The organism is Enterobacter sp. 302C9, assembly GCF_034106085.1.
Classification (GTDB): Bacteria; Pseudomonadota; Gammaproteobacteria; order Enterobacterales; family Enterobacteriaceae; genus Enterobacter; species Enterobacter asburiae_B.
The window spans coordinates 1-16,676 of sequence record NZ_JAWNBW010000007.1 but is presented as its reverse complement, the minus strand read 5'-3'; the positions used below and the strand labels follow the sequence as shown (position 1 = coordinate 16,676).

At 57.1% G+C, this 16,676-nt stretch carries 17 protein-coding genes; 11 read left to right on the top strand and 6 right to left on the bottom strand.

Features of this window, described 5'->3' with window-relative positions; genetic code table 11:
- Window positions 1-71 precede the first annotated feature (71 nt).
- Window positions 72-1,052: a nitronate monooxygenase gene (locus UR289_RS14415; RefSeq protein WP_320710614.1), complete on the top strand. Its 981-nt coding sequence runs from the start codon at window positions 72-74 to the stop codon at window positions 1,050-1,052.
- A gap of 39 nt (window positions 1,053-1,091) precedes the next feature.
- On the opposite strand, the gene UR289_RS14410 is transcribed toward UR289_RS14415, so the two are convergent.
- Window positions 1,092-2,147: an SDR family oxidoreductase gene (locus UR289_RS14410; protein WP_246947827.1), complete on the bottom strand. Its 1,056-nt coding sequence runs from the start codon at window positions 2,145-2,147 to the stop codon at window positions 1,092-1,094.
- A 97-nt stretch (window positions 2,148-2,244) separates the two neighbouring features.
- Between UR289_RS14410 and UR289_RS14405 the strand changes: the two genes are divergently transcribed.
- Both UR289_RS14405 and UR289_RS14400 read left to right on the top strand, forming a co-directional pair.
- Window positions 2,245-3,132, top strand: a complete 888-nt coding sequence (locus UR289_RS14405) for a LysR family transcriptional regulator (RefSeq protein ID WP_232938188.1) — start codon at window positions 2,245-2,247, stop codon at window positions 3,130-3,132.
- A gap of 83 nt (window positions 3,133-3,215) precedes the next feature.
- Window positions 3,216-3,485 (top strand): hypothetical protein, encoded by a 270-nt coding sequence (locus UR289_RS14400; RefSeq protein WP_058840731.1) that lies wholly within the window; start codon window positions 3,216-3,218, stop codon window positions 3,483-3,485.
- A 12-nt stretch (window positions 3,486-3,497) separates the two neighbouring features.
- On the opposite strand, the gene umuC is transcribed toward UR289_RS14400, so the two are convergent.
- Complete coding sequence (gene umuC, locus UR289_RS14395; protein ID WP_246947823.1) at window positions 3,498-4,760, bottom strand: translesion error-prone DNA polymerase V subunit UmuC; 1,263 nt, start codon at window positions 4,758-4,760, stop codon at window positions 3,498-3,500.
- A complete protein-coding gene (gene umuD, locus UR289_RS14390) occupies window positions 4,744-5,178 on the bottom strand; it encodes a translesion error-prone DNA polymerase V autoproteolytic subunit (RefSeq protein ID WP_023311486.1) in 435 nt (144 codons plus the stop codon). Before umuD ends, umuC begins: the two co-directional genes overlap by 17 nt.
- Window positions 5,179-5,465: 287 nt before the next feature.
- On the opposite strand from umuD, the gene UR289_RS14385 reads away from it, so the two are divergent.
- Complete coding sequence (locus UR289_RS14385; RefSeq protein WP_045889461.1) at window positions 5,466-5,666, top strand: hypothetical protein; 201 nt, start codon at window positions 5,466-5,468, stop codon at window positions 5,664-5,666.
- 45 nt (window positions 5,667-5,711) lie between these two features.
- Here the strand turns inward: UR289_RS14385 and UR289_RS14380 are convergent, their stop codons facing one another.
- Window positions 5,712-6,578 (bottom strand): aldo/keto reductase family oxidoreductase, encoded by an 867-nt coding sequence (locus tag UR289_RS14380; RefSeq protein ID WP_320710609.1) that lies wholly within the window; start codon window positions 6,576-6,578, stop codon window positions 5,712-5,714.
- A gap of 144 nt (window positions 6,579-6,722) precedes the next feature.
- On the opposite strand from UR289_RS14380, the gene tcp reads away from it, so the two are divergent.
- Entirely contained in the window at window positions 6,723-8,384 is a 1,662-nt protein-coding gene (tcp, locus tag UR289_RS14375) for a methyl-accepting chemotaxis citrate transducer (RefSeq protein WP_039262714.1), read from the top strand.
- 27 nt (window positions 8,385-8,411) lie between these two features.
- Here the strand turns inward: tcp and smrA are convergent, their stop codons facing one another.
- Window positions 8,412-8,975: a DNA endonuclease SmrA gene (gene smrA, locus UR289_RS14370; RefSeq protein ID WP_318591936.1), complete on the bottom strand. Its 564-nt coding sequence runs from the start codon at window positions 8,973-8,975 to the stop codon at window positions 8,412-8,414.
- A gap of 355 nt (window positions 8,976-9,330) precedes the next feature.
- The gene (locus UR289_RS14365) at window positions 9,331-10,242 is read right to left on the bottom strand and encodes a LysR family transcriptional regulator (RefSeq protein ID WP_048980433.1); all 912 of its coding nucleotides are present in this window, start codon (window positions 10,240-10,242) and stop codon (window positions 9,331-9,333) included.
- A gap of 175 nt (window positions 10,243-10,417) precedes the next feature.
- Here UR289_RS14365 and UR289_RS14360 point away from each other — a divergent pair, with 175 nt between their 5' ends.
- From UR289_RS14360 to UR289_RS14335, 6 genes are all read left to right on the top strand, one after another.
- The gene (locus tag UR289_RS14360) at window positions 10,418-11,728 is read left to right on the top strand and encodes a M20 family metallo-hydrolase (protein WP_211437951.1); all 1,311 of its coding nucleotides are present in this window, start codon (window positions 10,418-10,420) and stop codon (window positions 11,726-11,728) included.
- Window positions 11,728-13,173 (top strand): M20 family metallopeptidase, encoded by a 1,446-nt coding sequence (locus UR289_RS14355; RefSeq protein WP_320710606.1) that lies wholly within the window; start codon window positions 11,728-11,730, stop codon window positions 13,171-13,173. Before UR289_RS14360 ends, UR289_RS14355 begins: the two co-directional genes overlap by 1 nt.
- A 41-nt stretch (window positions 13,174-13,214) precedes the next feature.
- Window positions 13,215-14,741, top strand: a complete 1,527-nt coding sequence (gene abgT, locus UR289_RS14350; protein ID WP_029740288.1) for a p-aminobenzoyl-glutamate transporter — start codon at window positions 13,215-13,217, stop codon at window positions 14,739-14,741.
- A 10-nt stretch (window positions 14,742-14,751) separates the two neighbouring features.
- Window positions 14,752-15,267 (top strand): methylated-DNA--[protein]-cysteine S-methyltransferase, encoded by a 516-nt coding sequence (gene ogt / locus UR289_RS14345; RefSeq protein WP_224978804.1) that lies wholly within the window; start codon window positions 14,752-14,754, stop codon window positions 15,265-15,267.
- A 183-nt stretch (window positions 15,268-15,450) separates the two neighbouring features.
- Window positions 15,451-16,203: a fumarate/nitrate reduction transcriptional regulator Fnr gene (fnr, locus tag UR289_RS14340; RefSeq protein ID WP_006174991.1), complete on the top strand. Its 753-nt coding sequence runs from the start codon at window positions 15,451-15,453 to the stop codon at window positions 16,201-16,203.
- 145 nt (window positions 16,204-16,348) lie between these two features.
- Window positions 16,349-16,531, top strand: a complete 183-nt coding sequence (locus UR289_RS14335; protein WP_014883604.1) for a hypothetical protein — start codon at window positions 16,349-16,351, stop codon at window positions 16,529-16,531.
- The last annotated feature ends 145 nt before the right edge of the window (window positions 16,532-16,676 follow it).

The following is a 16,676-nucleotide window of genomic DNA, read 5'->3' as shown; positions in this document are numbered from 1 at the left end:
TTTTTGGCTATTTTTCCTAACAATCCTCCGCCCTACACTCTTCCCCATTCAAACGTGAGGGAGAGTCTGCTATGAAAAATAACCGTATTTGTCAGATCCTGGGCATCGAAAAACCTGTTATTCAGGGGCCGTTATCCTGGCTCACGGATGCCCGTTTAGTTGCTGCGGTCAGCAATGCCGGAGGGCTCGGCGTGCTGGGGCCCAATGCCGGTTTAACCGCCGACACCGCGGTCTCCACGCCGGAAGAGACCGCCGAAAAAATGCGCGAGGAGATTCGTAAAACCAAACGGCTGACTGAGAAACCCTTTGGCGTGAACCTGATCCCCACGGCCGTTAATGACGTCTGGACTGGGCCTATTCTTCAGGTGGTGAAAGACGAAGGCGTCAGGGCCGTGGTGTATACGGGCTACGGGGAAGGCAGCATTATTCCCTCCCTGTTCAGCGAGTTAAAAGAGGCGGGTATCGCCATTATCTACCGCGACATCAACCCAACGCCTGAGAACACCCGCCTCGCAGAAGAAATGGGGGCTGACATTATCGTCGCCACCGGTTTTGATGAGGGCGGGACGTTACCCGCAACGGTGCTGGGCACCTTTTCCATCGTGCCGCTGATTGCCGATGCCGTGAAGCACATTCCGGTGATGGCCGCGGGCGGCATTACCGACAATCGCACCGCCAGAGCGGCCCATGCATTGGGTGCGGAAGGCGTTTTTGCCGGGTCGGTCTTTATCAGCACGGAAGAAAGCCGCGTGCCGCAGGGGGTCAAAGAGAAAATCGTTGCCGCCAACGGTCTCGATTTGCTGCTTTTCCGCACCGTGCCCCATTATTACCGCGCTCTTCCCGGCAAGCTGGCGGAAAAACTGGCGGCGATGGATAAAGCTGGCGCAAGCAACGACGCGCTGGGCAAGGCGATGGGAGGATTACGGGGCCTGCGCCTGGGCATGCTGGAAGATAATACCGATGAAGGCTATATCGCGCTCGGCACGGGGATTGGGAACATCCGCAGCGTGAAAAGCGTGGCCGAAGTTGTGAATGCGTTAACGGTTGTGTAAGCACCCGGCGTCCTGGCCTGCCCCAGGACGCCCGGCTCATCAGGGAATAATCCGCGCGGCTCTCAGCTGCGCGAACAGGCTGAAAAACATCTCATCGGTCGCCTGCATTTGCGTAAAGCCCGCCCTGCGCAGCTTGCTCCCGTCACCAAACATGTCGTAATTCCAGCCAAAGACAAAATCGGCAAAATGCCCGTCGCTCAGCTGCAAAATATCCGCTTCCGCCAGCCGCTCTTCGGCAAGCTCGCGCCATACGCCGCGATAGTCGTTAAACAGCTGATGAAATGACAGCCTCACCGGCGGCGCAGGGTCCAGTTCAAACCAGCGTGCGATGCGCGGCCACAGCTCGCTCCAGCGCCAGATATCGCCATTATTGACGTTGAACGCCTGATTCTGTGCCGCAGGTGACGCGGCTGCCCACAGCGTGGCCTCGGCCAGCAGCCCGGCGTCGGTATGGTCAACGATGCTGTGCCAGGCCTGTTCCGAACCGGGAAAACGCAGCGGTAAACCCTGCGCCCTGCACAGGGAGGCGTACAGGGCGATGCTCAGCGCAAGGTTCATGGCATTGCCCGGTACCGGGCTCCCCACCACGCCCGGCCTGATAGCATTCCAGTGCCAGCGTTTCCCCCGCTGAAACTGGCTGAGCCACGCGAGCTGCGCGGCGTTAAATTCGGCACCCGGCACGCCGGGATCGCTTTCCCGCGCCGGGGTTTTAAACGGCCCCAGATGCGCACCATAGACTTTGTATCCCTGCATCAGGCTGACCGTCTGCAAAGGTGCCGTTTTTTCGAGGGTACTGACCAGATTGCGCAGCATGGTGACGTTCGGCTCAACCATGTCCGTCCAGTTCGCCGCGTTCGCCCAGGCGCTGTAAAAGATGTGGGTAACACCGTTCAGGGCGTGCAGCGCCCTTGCTGTATCCTGCGCATCCAGTAAATCAACGTTCACCATGGGAATGCCGTCCGGATGGGTTACCTCGCGGCGACTGAGGCCGATCACTTCCCACTGATGGTGCAGGAGCGTGTTGACCAGCTGTCTGCCGACAATGCCGCTGGCGCCCGCGACCAGGGCGACGTTGTGTTGCTGCATCTTATTCATGGTGTTTCTCCGCAAAGGGTGACAGACACAGTGTGATCTATTATTTTTTCTGAAGATATCCCCTGAAACCGATGGCACTTATAAGCAGAATCATTAAATGAATAATAAGCTCACCGCCATTTCTACCTTTCTACGCGTCGCTGAAGCGGGCTCGTTTTCAGCGGCCGCCCGTCAGACCGGCATTAAGCAGTCCGCCGTCAGTCAACAGATCGCGGCGCTTGAGGATGAGCTTGGCGTGGTGCTGCTGCACCGTACGACGCGTACGATGAAGCTGACCGAACAGGGTGAACGTTACCGGCGTGATATGCAGCTTGTGCTGGACGCCATGGGGGAAGCGGAGAGGCGTTTACATCCTGCCGACCATCGCGTTCAGGGACGCGTCCATGTCCAGTTGCCGAGCGGCCTGGGGCAGATTTTTTTGCCGCATCTGCTGGCGCTGCAGCGCCTGCATCCCGAACTGCAGCTGATGCTTTCCCTGGATGACCGCCTTGCCGATCTGGTGACGGAGGGCGTGGATGTCGCGATACGGCTGAGCAGTGAGCCTCCGCAGGCGCACGCGGCTCGCGTGCTGGCGCGTATTGAAGCCGCGCTGTTTGCCGCTCCCGGTTTTCAGGTGGTACACGCCGTCAGCGAGCTGGCGACGCTGCCACACGTACGGTTCAGCGGTATTCCGCTGGATGCCCCCCTGCGCCTGATGTCCGACGAGGAAACGGTCGAGATCAACGTGAATACCGTTTTCCGAGCCAACACCAGCGACGCGCTGCTGCAGGCGCTGGAATCCGGCATGGGTATCGGCGGCATGCAGCGACCGCTCGTGGCCAGGGCGCTGCAGGCGGGCACGCTGGTACCGGTGCTGCCCGACTGGCGGTTACCCGATCGCTTCCTCTATGCCGTCTACCCTGACGCCCGCTTTATTCCACAGCGCGTCAGAAAGGTCGTCAGCGTAATCGAGCAGTTACTGCCTGAAATACTCAAGAAAAATTGATTGTTTCCGCCGTAAATGACGTGCATTTTTTAACCGCCAGGAATAGAGTGTTTTTACCGTATCCTCCTCTTTCTGGAGCACTTATGCCGGATTACTGTTTTTTCCAAAAAGGCCCGAACCTCATTGCGATCGAGAGCGCAAACACCGATGCGGCCGCTCAGCTCATCGCTCAGGGGTTTGAAAAACAGTTTGAGGAGATTGGCGCCGCGGATGAAAAAGAGGCGCTTACCCGCCTTGCCGATATCCGTAAAAATAACGAGATCGATCGCCATAACTTCCTGGCCGGAGCGGGCCAAATGCCGTGGATTGGCGTGCTGACGGCTGCGGCAACCTGGTTGACGCAAAAGAAATAACGCAACCATCTTCTACTTCGCCACCGGCAAATCGGCGTACCGCGTCGTATAGGCCGGTGACAGCATCTCACGCTTCATCGCCCAGGATTTCTCAATACCCTGCCCGGCAAACCATATCTTCCCTTTGCCGGAATGATTCAGGCTGTCGATCGTTTCCATCAGCGCCGCGCTGTTGGCGCGCAGGCGATTATCGTCAAACAAGTTAAGCTGGGCGACGCCGCTGCTGAAAAAGTCCGCAAGCATGACCCCGGCTTTCATATAGCGATAGCCGTCGAGCCATATACGCCCCAGCGCCTCCGTGGCGGCGCGGATGATATCCCGTGAGTCATTGGTAGGCGTCATCAGGGTGACGGAAGCCTGATTGCCGTAATAAATTTCGTTATCCGCGTGCGGGCTGGTGCGCACAAACACGCTGATAAAACAACAGTATTGATGCTCGTCGCGCAGTTTTTCCGCAGCGCGTTCCGCGTAGGCGCAAATGGCCTGGTGCATCTCTTCATATTGGGTAATACGGTGTCCAAACGAACGGCTACAGATGATTTGCTGCTTGGTGGGGGTGAACTCCTCCAGATCAAGACAGGGCTCACCGCGCAGCTCGCGGGCCGTCCGCTCCAGTACCACGTTGAAATGTTTGCGGATGACCCAGGACGACGCTTCCGCCAGCTCCAGCGCCGTGGTAATGCCCATAGCGTTGAGCTTTTTCGTGATGCGCCGCCCTACGCCCCACACCTCCTCTACCGGAACCTTTTCCAGCAGCTTACGCTGCCGCTCGCGGCCTGAGAGATCGACCACGCCGCCCGTGCTGGCCCAGCGTTTCGCCGCATAGTTGGCCAGCTTTGCAAGGGTTTTGGTCGGGGCAATACCGACGCCAACGGTTAGGCCCGTATTTTTAAAGACCTCTGTGCGCATCTGGTGACCGAACGCTTCCAGCGACAGGCAGTGGCTGACCCCTGAAACGTTCACGAACGCTTCATCGATGGAGTAAATCTCTATTGCCGGGGCGAGATCGGTCAGCGTCTGCATGACCCGACTGCTGAGATCGGCATACAGCGCATAGTTCGAGCTAAAGACGTAAACTTTTGACGGATATAGCTTTTCTTTGAATTTAAAATACGGCTCACCCATTTTTATGCCGAACTGCTTTGCCTCCCGCGACAGCGAAATAATGCAGCCGTCGTTATTGGACACCACCACGATGGGTTTCCCCTGCAGATCGGGGCGGAAGACCCGCTCGCAGGAGGCGTAAAAGCTATTCACATCAACCAGCGCGAACATGTTTATGCGTTTTGAGGGTGTGGGTGACGACGCCGAAGATCTGCAGCTCCTCTTCGGACTGAAAGGTAATCGGCTGATAGCGAGCATTATGCGGCAGAAGTCTCAGAACCGGACGGGTCTGTAGCTCTTTCACCGTAAACTCACCGGCGACCGACGCCACGACGATATCCCCGTGTTCGGCATTTAACGAACGATCGACCACCAGCAGATCGCCGTCGCCGATCCCCGCCCCAATCATGGAGTCTCCGCTCACCTTGATAAAATAGGTCGCACTGGGGTGTCTGACTGCCAGCCGGTTAAGATCGAGACGATCCTCCACATAATCCTGCGCCGGGCTGGGAAAACCACAGGCCACGCGTTCTAAAAACAAAGGTAATTCAATGTTTTGTTTTGGGTGATAAGAAAAGAGAGTGTCCATAATGCCTTTCTCGCCAGATGCTGTATATAAATACAGTATTACGGATTATGGACAAGGATCAAGGTCATTTCCAAAGGCGAACCCAAACGCGTTGAAGTTTGAGCGGTTTTAATTTAGCAACGTTGCCCGCCGTTAACAGGCCTGACAGCAAAAGTCATATAAAAGTCATCTTGTTTATGACTTATAAAAAATAACATCACTATGAAATAACTACACATTGACTTTTAAGTCAGATAAAAGCATATTTTACCGAACGAATTAACAAGACTTACTGGAGAATATTTTCCATGCCCGCCCGTGACTATCCAGACAAGCGTGTTGCACGCGGTCTGGCAAAGGAGGCCGATCTCAGGATGTTGAGCGCCCGCATCGATTCCGATCTGATGGAGTACATCAGAACCACCGCCTTTGAGACGCGTAAGAGCAAGCAGGAGATTGTGGCGGAAGCGTTAGCGCTGCACAGGCAGAAAAGTCAGACAGGAGCCTAAGCGCGCAAAGCCGGAAGCACCCTCCAGGCTTTGCGCGTGTCACTTTTAATCCCTCAGCGAATTCAGCGTTTCCAGTGCTTCAGGCGGCAAACGTAACTCCCCCGCCGCGAGGTTTTGCCGCAGATGCGCCACGGAAGAGGTGCCAGGAATCAGCAGAATATTCGGGGAACGCTGCAGCAGCCATGCCAGCGCAACCTGCATTGGCGTGGCGCCCAGTGAATCCGCGACGGTCTTCAGCCCGGAAGATTGCAGTGGCGTAAAGCCTCCCAATGGGAAGAACGGCACATACGCGATCCCCTGCTGCGCCAGCAGATCCACCAGCGCGTCGTCACCCCGGTTCACAATGTTGTACATGTTCTGCACGCACACCACCGGAACCATTTTCTGGGCTTCCGCAACCTGGGTGGCCGTGACGTTGCTCAGGCCAATATGACGCACCAGCCCCTGCTGCTGTAATTCGGCCAGGGTGGAGAGCGGTTCAGCAATTGACCCTTCCGCCGGCCCGTGCGCGCTAAACAGGATCCTGAGATTCACCACGTCCAGCACGTCCAGCTGCAGATTACGCAGGTTGTCATGCACCGCCTGAGTCAGTTCCTGCGCGGAAAAGGCCGGCAGCCAGGCACCTTTGTCGTTGCGGCGGGCGCCAATCTTGGTGACGAGCGTTAGATCGCCCCGGTAAGGGTGAAGCGCCTCGCGGATCAGCTGGTTAGTGACATGAGGACCATAAAAATCACTGGTATCAATGTGGTTCACCCCCGCCGCCACCGCTTCGCGCAGCACGTCCAGCGCGGCCTGCTTATCCTTCGGTGGACCAAAGACGCCCGGCCCGGCGAGCTGCATCGCACCGTAGCCCAGTCGTTTTACCGTCCGCGTCCCGAGCGCGTACGTCCCGCTTTTATCAATGCTGCTCATGTTAACCTTCCTCATAAAAATGATCCGGATTTACAACAGGTTCCTCACCGGAGCCCTTAGTTAAGCGCGAGTTAAATTAAAGTTTAAATTCTATACGACGATAGTATTGGTGTACCTCTGCATCCTTTCTAACGGACGACCGCTATGCTGAAAAATTTGCACGTGATTACCGGTATTATCTTTGCCCTCACCATATTCTGTCTGTTGCAAGTTGTCACGGGAGGGTTGTTCTACTCTGCCGTCAGCAACGATCGCCATAACTTCCAGAATTCCGGCGTGCTCAATGCCCAGCAGGAAAGCCTGAGCGACAGCGTGAACACGCTGGTGAAAACACGCGTCACCGTCACCCGCGTGGCGATCCGCTACCTGAAAAACCAGCGCGATCCGGCTTCCCTTGCGGCGATCAATAAACTGCTTGGCACCGCAGCCGACTCGCTGGCAAAAGCCGAAGCCTATAACAAAGAGTGGCAGAAGCTGCCGCAGGTTAACGGCCAGGAGGCAGCATTAACCGACGAGATGCAGAAGTCCTGGAACCAGATGCACGAAGTGATGCGCCTATCGATTGAGTATCTGCGTGCCGACAACTACCAGGCCTATGGCGATCTGGACGCCCAGCAGGCGCAGGACGAGATGGAGGCGGTTTATAACCGCTGGCGCGCCGAAAACAACACCCTGCTGAAGGCCGCAACCGAAGAGAACCAGAGCAGCTTCACGCAGATGCAGTGGACGCTGGCGGCGATTCTGCTGGCCGTTATCGCGGTTCTGGTGGTCATCTGGCAGGGTTTACAACACCTGCTGTTAAAACCCCTCCACTCCATTATGAACCATATTCGCGCCATTGCAGGGGGTGACCTGACGCAGGAGATCGCTATCTCCGGTCGCAATGAGATGGGCCAGCTGGCCGCGGGCCTGCATGAGATGCAGCAGTCGCTGGTGACCACCGTCAGCGCCGTACGGGGAAGTACGGATTCCATCTACACCGGCGCAGGCGAAATTGCCGCAGGAAGCAACGATCTTTCCGCCCGCACCGAGCAGCAGGCCGCCTCGCTCGAAGAGACCGCCGCCAGCATGGAAGAGCTGACCGCGACGGTTAAGCAGAACTCCGATAACGCCCGTCAGGCCACGCTGCTGGCGAAAAACGCCTCTGAAACGGCCGCGCGCGGCGGTCACGTCGTGGATAACGTGGTTCGCACCATGAACGAAATCGCCGACAGTTCGCAGCAAATTGCGCATATTACCGGCGTGATCGACAGCATCGCGTTCCAGACCAACATTCTGGCGCTTAACGCCGCGGTGGAAGCGGCACGCGCCGGGGAACAGGGCCGTGGTTTTGCGGTTGTTGCAGGTGAAGTCCGTACGCTGGCGAGCCGCAGCGCGCAGGCGGCGAAAGAGATCAAAGGGCTTATCGAGAACTCCGTCAGCCGGGTGAATACCGGTTCTGAGCAGGTTAGCGAGGCTGGCACCACCATGAAGGAAATTGTCGCCGCCGTCACCCGCGTGACCGATATCATGGGTGAGATTTCATCAGCCTCTGACGAGCAGAGCCGCGGTATTGAGCAGGTGAGCCTGGCCGTTTCGCAGATGGACAGCGTGACGCAGCAAAACGCCGCGCTGGTGCAGGAGTCCGCCACGGCGGCTGCGGCACTGGAAGATCAGTCCGAGCAGCTGCGCCAGGCGGTAGCCGCGTTTCGCCTGAACGGCAAAGAAAAAGCGGTCGCCCCGCGCCCGGCCAGTCTGAAAACGCCACAGCTGCTGCGCCCGGCAACGACAACCGCCTCCACCGACAGCAACTGGGAAACGTTCTAAGTCTCAGGCGGGCGAGGAGATCGCCCGCTAGCGGCTGCGCTTGGCGTGCCGCTCCCAGTTTTCCTGTTTTGCCTCATCCGATTTTCGCAGTGAAACATAACATGCCCCGCTGCCGCCGTGATGCGGCAGCGCCGCGCAGAAGGCCTGCACTTCCTCGAACTCGGTTAACCAGCGCGCCAGATAGCTGCGCACCACATTGGGATGCGAGTTCTGCTCGCGCCCTTTCCCGTGAATGATAATCAGATTGCGTAACCCGTCGCGTCCGGCCTGGCGAATAAAAGAATAGAGCATCTGACGGCAGCGTTCGGCGGGCTGACGCAGGAGGTTTAAGCTGGCCTGGCGGGCATATTTCCCCGAGCGCAGCTTATCGATAACGCCCTGCTGTACCCCTTCGCGCTGGAATGCCAGCGGTTCTTCCAGGGGAAGCATGTCAAGAAAATCCAGCGTCAGGAAGTTATCCAGCTGTTCGCTATCCACCTCCTCGCGCGTCCGCGTATTGCGGCTGGGCTGCCAGTGAATATCCGCGCAGCGCTTCAGGGGCTGGACATCTTCCATGGCGTCAAGAAAAAATGATTTGTCGTCAGGGTTCATGGACATCCTCCGGCTGCATCTGAGGGCTGTACTATACCTGCGCCAGAGACCGGCCTCAATCACCGTTACGGGGCAATGCGCGGTAATAATATTAACCTGATGAATATATATAGTAATTATTAAATAGATTTAAATCAGACTTAACTAAAATTTCAGCAAAGGTAAAATACGTGATTTATGTTAAAATTTCGTGAAATCAATCACTCGCCCGCCTTTCATTTTTCAGAAAAGGTGTTATACCTAAATATACCTGCCTCATGGAAATAATACCCAGGATTGGCGAAAGGACGCACTGCTGTGTGTACTATAGGGTCTGTCTGATGTCGGGCAGATCCTGTTTTTTTTAATCTGCATTTCACGCGACGATTATTTTTCTCGCTTCCCTTCTGAACTGCGTAATTAATGACTCAGCAAGGGGCGTCTGACGTGAATCACGGCGCTGAATTAAATAATAGGTTGCTTTAGGAAGCGATTCGACAACCGGCAGCATGACCAGACGGTGTGCCAGCAGCGGGTCACAGCCTAGCTCCTGCGGCAATATGCTTAAAAAATCACTTTGCGCGACCAGGCTAATACAGGAAGAAAATGTTTCGCAAACCACACCAATTCGCGGTATTTGCGAACGATCGCTAAATACCTCCTCTAATTGCTTATAATAACTTCCCCGCGGCGTCGGCATTGTCCAGTTATAATGCAGGAGCTCATTAATTGACGTTGCCCCCATTGCCGGATGCCCCTCCCGACAAAATACCGCAAACGGTTTTTCGAAGAGCTTTTCAAACGTAAATTCCTGGTCGTAAGGTCCCTGATAATAGGTGTTGATGGTGAAGTCCAGCTCGCCCTGGCGTAATTCATTGATCATCGATACCAGCTGCCCTTCCATAATCCGCACCTTGACCTGCGGATGCTGCGCATGAAAGCGGGTGATAACGGCGGGCATCAGCGTGCGTGAAACGCTGGCCCCCATCCCGATGTTGATCTGCCCGGCCAGCTCCCCCTGCCGTTGACGGATGTCATCCTGCGCCGCGCGCAGCTCTTCCAGAATCAACCTGGCGCGCTGGTAAAAACCCTCACCGCATTCGGTCAACGCGACGCCTTTACTCCTGCGCACGAAAAGCTGCGCCGCCATGCCCTCCTCCAGCTCTTTGATGGATTTGGTCAGCGCCGGCTGGGAAAGATTCAGCGTCCTGCTGGCACCGCGAATGCTGCCCTGACGCGCTACCTCAACAAACGCCCGGATTTGATGAAATTTAATCTGGAATGTCATAGCCCGACCGATAACCGTTGTTTATCAGAGTAAAGAAACTGTCATCTACTTTAATGGAAAGGGATGTGCGAGGGTAATTCCTGAACGGTTAAAACTGTGAAAAATCGGTTAGTGATAAGTAAAAACTATCACAGCGTGAAGCAGTTCACATATTTTAATGATGACAGGAACAGATATGGACACACTGGCGCAGTACATCCAGACACTATCCCCGCAGCTGAGCGCATGGCGTCGCGATTTTCACCATTTCGCGGAATCCGGCTGGGTAGAGTTTCGAACGGCCGCGAAAGTCGCGGAAATCCTCGACTCGCTGGGCTACGAACTGGCGATGGGCCGCGACGTCGTCGATGCCGAAAGCCGGATGGGGCTGCCCGATGCCGCTACCCTGGCGCAGGAGTTTGCCCGCGCGCGGGCGCAGGGCGCGCCTGAGAAATGGCTGGCGCCGTTTGAAGGCGGGTTTACCGGCATTGTGGCGACCCTCAATACCGGCCGCCCTGGACCGACCCTGGCGTTTCGCGTCGACATGGATGCCCTTGATTTAAGCGAAGCGCTGGATGAAAGCCATCGCCCGTTCCGCGACGGGTTTGCCTCCTGCAACGCGGGCATGATGCACGCCTGCGCGCACGACGGCCACACCGCTATTGGTCTGGGGCTGGCGCAGGTGCTTAAGCAGAATGGCGCGCAGCTCAACGGCACCATCAAGCTGATCTTCCAGCCAGCCGAAGAAGGCACCCGCGGCGCGCGCGCCATGGTTGCCGCCGGCGCGCTGGACGACGTGGACTATTTCACGGCTATTCATATTGGTACCGGCGTCCCTGCCGGAACGGTGATTTGCGGCAGCGATAACTTTATGGCCACCACCAAGTTCGACGTGAACTTTACCGGCGTTGCCGCACACGCGGGCGGTAAGCCGGAGGACGGACGTAACGCCCTGCTCGCCGCCGCGCAGGCCGCCCTCGCCCTGCACAGCATCGCCCCGCACAGCGACGGCGCCTCCCGGGTGAACGTCGGGGTGATGCAGGCGGGCAGCGGACGCAACGTGGTGCCCGCCAATGCCCTGATAAAGGTTGAAACCCGCGGTGAAAGCGAAGCGATTAATCAGTACGTCTTTGAGCGCGCGCAGGCGGTCATTACCGGCGCAGCGGCGCTCTACGGCGTGCGCGCCGAAATGCGCCTGATGGGTGCCGCGACGTCCAGCGCGCCGACACCGGCGTGGGTGGATTACCTGCGCGAACAGGCGAGCCAGGTTTCCGGGGTTATTCACGCCATCGACAAGGTGAAAGCGCCAGCGGGTTCCGAAGACGCCACGCTGATGATGGCCCGCGTGCAGCAGAACGGCGGCATGGCGTCCTATATGGTGTTCGGCACGGATTTGAGCGCCGGACATCACAACGAAAAATTCGACTTCGATGAGCAGGTCATGGCCATTGCCATTGAAACGCTGGCGCGAACTGCGCTCAATTTCCCGTGGACGCGAGGTGTGTAATGCAGGAGAACTACGCTTTTATTGCCGATGCGATCGACACGCGATGTCGGACGTTAACCGATATTGCCGATGCGATCTGGGATCGTCCTGAAACCCGCTTTGAAGAGTTCTGGTCCGCCGAGCGGCTCGCCAGCGAGCTTGAGGCCGAGGGCTTCACGCTGACGCGCGAGGCCGGCGGTATTCCAAATGCCTTTATCGCCAGCTTCGGCAGCGGGAAACCGGTCATCGCCCTGCTGGGCGAATACGACGCGCTGGCCGGGCTAAGCCAGCAGGCGCACTGCGCGACGGCGCAATCCGACACGCCGGGAGCCAACGGCCACGGCTGCGGGCATAACCTCTTAGGCACCGCGGCGCTTGCGGGCGCGGTGGCGGCGAAAAGCTGGCTGGAGCAGCACGGCGGCAGCGGAACGGTGCGTTTTTATGGCTGTCCCGGCGAGGAAGGTGGCTCCGGGAAAACCTTTATGGTGCGCGAAGGTCTGTTTGATGACGTTGATGCCGCCGTCACCTGGCACCCGGAAGCGTACGCCGGGATGTTTAACGTCAGCACGCTGGCAAATATTCAGGCCGCCTGGCGTTTTCACGGCGTGGCGGCACACGCGGCCAACTCCCCCCATCTGGGACGCAGCGCGCTCGACGCCGTGACGCTGATGACCACCGGCACCAACTTCCTTAACGAACACATCATTGAGAAAGCGCGCGTCCATTATGCCATTACCGATACCGGCGGGATTTCGCCCAACGTGGTGCAGGCGCAGGCGGAGGTGCTGTACCTGATCCGCGCCCCGGAGATGGCCGATGCGCAGCAGATCTACGAACGCATCGAGAAAATCGCCCAGGGCGCAGCGATGATGACCGAAACCACCGTCGAGTGCCGCGTTGATAAAGCCTGCTCCAGCTACCTGCCGAACCGCACGCTTGAAGCGGCGATGTATCGCGCGTTGCAGCACTACGGCACGCCGCTCTGGACGGAGGAAGAACGCGCCTTCGCCCGCGAGATCCGCGCCACCCTGACGCCCAACGATCTGCAAAACAGCCTGAAAAATATTGCCGCAACGGGGGGAGACGCGGGTAAAGCCTTTGCCCGGCGTCATCAGGAGACGCTGCTGGTGGATGAAGTCGCGCCCTATGCCATCACCGACAATGTGCTGGCGGGTTCAACCGACGTGGGCGACGTCAGCTGGAAAATGCCGGTCGCCCAGTGCTTCAGCCCCTGCTTTACCGTCGGCACGCCGCTGCACACCTGGCAACTGGTGGCGCAGGGCCGTACCTCCATTGCCCACAAAGGCATGCTGCTGGCCGGAAAAGTGATGGGCGCAACCGCGCTCAATCTGCTGCAGGACGCGGCGCTGCTGAAAAAATGCCGTGAAGAGTTCGAACAACAAATACAAGAAAAACCGTACGTGTGTCCGATCCCACAGGGCGTGACACCGTCACCTTTAAAATAAAAAAACACAACACAACAACACAACACTCCCGAGGAACGCCCATGAGTATGTCATCCATACCTTCGCATTCCCCATCCGGTAAGCTCTATGGCTGGGTTGAAAGGATCGGCAATAAAGTGCCGCACCCTTTCCTGCTGTTTATCTATCTGATTGTGATTTTAATGGTCGCCACCGCCGTGCTCTCCGCCTTTGACGTGAGCGTGCGCAGCCCGGCCGACGGCAGCCTGGTGGCGGTGAAAAACCTGCTCAGCGTTGACGGGCTGCACTGGTTTTTACCCAACGTCATCAAAAACTTCAGCGGCTTCGCCCCGCTGGGCGCCATTCTGGCGCTGGTTTTGGGCGCCGGGCTGGCTGAACGCGTGGGCTTGCTGCCCGCATTAATGGTGAAGATGGCTTCTCACGTCAGCGCGCGTTACGCGAGCTATATGGTGCTGTTTATCGCCTTCTTCAGCCATATCTCCTCCGACGCCGCGCTGGTGATCATGCCGCCGATGGGGGCGCTGATTTTCCTCGCCGTCGGGCGTCATCCCGTGGCGGGCCTGCTGTCGGCGATTGCGGGCGTGGGCTGCGGATTTACCGCTAACCTGCTGATCGTCACCACCGACGTGCTGCTCTCTGGCATCAGCACGGAGGCGGCGAAGACCATTGATGCGGCCATGCACGTCAGCGTGATCGACAACTGGTACTTTATGGCGAGCTCAGTGATTGTCCTGACGATTGTCGGCGGGCTGATTACCGATAAAATCATCGAGCCGCGGCTGGGTAAATGGGAAGGCCGTAGCGATGAAAAGCTGGAAACCCTGAGCAAAGAGCAGCGCTTCGGCCTGCGCGTGGCGGGCGTTGTCTCGCTGGCCTTTATCGCGCTGGTGGCGCTGATGGTGGTGCCAGAAAACGGCATCTTGCGCGATCCGGTTAAACATACCGTCCTGCCGTCGCCGTTTATTCAGGGCATCGTGCCGCTGATTATCCTCTTCTTCTTTGTCGTTTCGCTCGCCTACGGTATCGCGACCGGTAAGATCCGCCGTCAGGGCGATCTGCCGCAGCTGATGATCGAGCCGATGAAGGAGATGGCGGGATTTATCGTGATGGTGTTCCCGCTGGCGCAGTTTGTGGCGATGTTTAACTGGAGCAACATGGGCAAGTTTATGGCCGTGGGCCTGACCGACGCGCTGGAGGCTGCCGGGCTAAGCGGCGTACCGGCGTTTGTCGGCCTGGCGCTGCTGTCATCCCTGCTGTGCATGTTTATCGCCAGCGGCTCCGCCATCTGGTCGATTCTGGCCCCGATCTTCGTACCGATGTTTATGATGCTGGGTTTTCATCCTGCGTTTGCCCAGATCCTGTTCCGCATCGCGGACTCCTCGGTGATTCCGCTGGCGCCGGTTTCGCCGTTTGTTCCGCTGTTTTTAGGCTTCCTGCAGCGCTATAAACCCGAGGCCAAACTGGGTACCTACTATTCGCTGGTTTTACCCTACCCGCTTATCTTTTTAGGGGTATGGCTGGTGATGCTGGTGGCATGGTATCTTGTCGGCCTGCCGATTGGGCCGGGGATTTACCCGAGGCTGAACTAAAGGAATGAGGATGCTGAGATTACTCGAAGATAAGATTGCGACGCCGCTCGGGCCGCTGTGGGTGATCGCGGACGAGCAGTTCTGCCTGCGCGCCGTTGAATGGGAAGAGCACAGCGACCGCATGGAAGAACTGCTCAATGTTCACTACCGCGCGCAGGGGTATGAACGTATCCGCGCCACCAACCCGGGCGGGCTGAGCGACAAGCTTGCGGCCTACTTCGAAGGCGATCTCAGCATCATCGATACTCTGCCGACCGCCACGGCAGGCACGCCTTTTCAGCGCCAAGTGTGGCAGGCGCTGCGGTCCATTCCCTGCGGGCAGGTCATGCATTACGGCCAGCTCGCGGAACAGCTAGGCCGCGCAGGCGCCGCACGCGCGGTGGGTGCCGCCAACGGCTCTAACCCGGTCAGCATCGTGGTGCCGTGCCATCGCGTCATTGGCCGCAACGGTACCATGACAGGCTATGCCGGCGGCGTGCAGCGAAAAGAGTGGTTGCTGCGTCACGAAGGGTATCTCCTGCTCTAGCTCCCAGGCTTTTTGTGCTTAATTTTCTACCGGTTAGGCTAAAAATCCATAATCAAGCTGTGGAATTTCAAGAAGATGGCGACACGTTGCCGTCTCTTGTCCTTATTGAGGGTTTGTCAGGCTTACGTACTTACCAAAAAGATGTTAAAATTGACCAATATCAATTAAGGCTTGAGCAAACCTATGATCCCGGAAAAGCGAATTATACGACGCATTCAGTCTGGCGGTTGTGCTATCCATTGCCAGGATTGCAGCATCAGCCAGCTCTGTATCCCGTTTACCCTGAATGAGCATGAACTCGATCAGCTTGATAATATCATCGAGCGCAAAAAGCCTATTCAGAAAGGGCAGACGCTGTTTAAAGCGGGAGACGAACTGAAATCGCTCTATGCTATCCGTTCTGGCACCATCAAGAGCTACACCATCACCGAACAGGGTGATGAGCAGATCACCGGCTTCCATCTGGCGGGCGACCTGGTGGGCTTTGATGCCATCGGCACGGGCCATCATCCGAGCTTTGCTCAGGCACTCGAAACCTCAATGGTTTGCGAAATCCCGTTTGAAACCCTGGACGATCTGTCCGGTAAGATGCCTAACCTGCGTCAGCAGATGATGCGTCTGATGAGCGGTGAGATCAAAGGCGATCAGGACATGATTCTGCTGCTTTCTAAAAAGAACGCAGAAGAGCGCCTGGCCGCGTTTATCTACAACCTCTCCCGCCGCTTCGCCGAGCGTGGCTTCTCGCCGCGTGAATTCCGTCTGACGATGACGCGTGGCGATATCGGCAACTACCTGGGCCTGACCGTGGAAACCATCAGCCGCCTGCTGGGCCGTTTCCAGAAAAGCGGGATGCTGGCCGTTAAAGGTAAATACATCACTATCGAAAACGGTGAAGCGCTTGCCGTTCTTGCCGGGCACGCCCGCAACGTGGCGTAACTCTCCGCATGTTGATGACCAGACCATAAATTCTTGTGATTTATTGGTCTGGTGTAATCACTTCCGTTTCAAGAAATTTTCACCGTAGCACGTCCCCACACAGCGCCCGAAAGGTTCTCGTTGAGGTTATGAATTGAGAGAAAGTTTGTTTTTCGTTTCAGTCGTGATTGCCTCTGTGACCTTTATCTTCATCTGGATCATGCTTGTCGGCCCGATGAAGGGGGAGGAAAAAACCTACGTCCAGGACTCCACGACCTTTGCGATAGCGGTGATGGTGCTGCTGTTTATTGCGTTTATCGCGGTGACGACGACGGTACTTTTCCTCTGATAAATTTTCATGAATTATTGAGTGCAAATCATAATTTCAGCACGCTCAATAACTTAGATAAATATCAATGCTATACCCCCAACAGCACAAGGATAATGTCGGAGTATATCGGTTAATTTGTCGCCCCCATATTAGCCCCCAAGAG

What these genes read in the sequence shown, in the direction of transcription:
- UR289_RS14415 (WP_320710614.1), top strand. Translation starts at nt 72, where the DNA reads ATGAAAAATAACCGTATTTGTCAGATCCTGGGCATCGAAAAACCTGTT.
- UR289_RS14410 (WP_246947827.1), bottom strand. Translation starts at nt 2,147, where the DNA reads ATGAATAAGATGCAGCAACACAACGTCGCCCTGGTCGCGGGCGCCAGC.
- UR289_RS14405 (WP_232938188.1), top strand. Translation starts at nt 2,245, where the DNA reads ATGAATAATAAGCTCACCGCCATTTCTACCTTTCTACGCGTCGCTGAA.
- UR289_RS14400 (WP_058840731.1), top strand. Translation starts at nt 3,216, where the DNA reads ATGCCGGATTACTGTTTTTTCCAAAAAGGCCCGAACCTCATTGCGATC.
- umuC (WP_246947823.1), bottom strand. Translation starts at nt 4,760, where the DNA reads ATGTTCGCGCTGGTTGATGTGAATAGCTTTTACGCCTCCTGCGAGCGG.
- umuD (WP_023311486.1), bottom strand. Translation starts at nt 5,178, where the DNA reads ATGGACACTCTCTTTTCTTATCACCCAAAACAAAACATTGAATTACCT.
- UR289_RS14385 (WP_045889461.1), top strand. Translation starts at nt 5,466, where the DNA reads ATGCCCGCCCGTGACTATCCAGACAAGCGTGTTGCACGCGGTCTGGCA.
- UR289_RS14380 (WP_320710609.1), bottom strand. Translation starts at nt 6,578, where the DNA reads ATGAGCAGCATTGATAAAAGCGGGACGTACGCGCTCGGGACGCGGACG.
- tcp (WP_039262714.1), top strand. Translation starts at nt 6,723, where the DNA reads ATGCTGAAAAATTTGCACGTGATTACCGGTATTATCTTTGCCCTCACC.
- smrA (WP_318591936.1), bottom strand. Translation starts at nt 8,975, where the DNA reads ATGAACCCTGACGACAAATCATTTTTTCTTGACGCCATGGAAGATGTC.
- UR289_RS14365 (WP_048980433.1), bottom strand. Translation starts at nt 10,242, where the DNA reads ATGACATTCCAGATTAAATTTCATCAAATCCGGGCGTTTGTTGAGGTA.
- UR289_RS14360 (WP_211437951.1), top strand. Translation starts at nt 10,418, where the DNA reads ATGGACACACTGGCGCAGTACATCCAGACACTATCCCCGCAGCTGAGC.
- UR289_RS14355 (WP_320710606.1), top strand. Translation starts at nt 11,728, where the DNA reads ATGCAGGAGAACTACGCTTTTATTGCCGATGCGATCGACACGCGATGT.
- abgT (WP_029740288.1), top strand. Translation starts at nt 13,215, where the DNA reads ATGAGTATGTCATCCATACCTTCGCATTCCCCATCCGGTAAGCTCTAT.
- ogt (WP_224978804.1), top strand. Translation starts at nt 14,752, where the DNA reads ATGCTGAGATTACTCGAAGATAAGATTGCGACGCCGCTCGGGCCGCTG.
- fnr (WP_006174991.1), top strand. Translation starts at nt 15,451, where the DNA reads ATGATCCCGGAAAAGCGAATTATACGACGCATTCAGTCTGGCGGTTGT.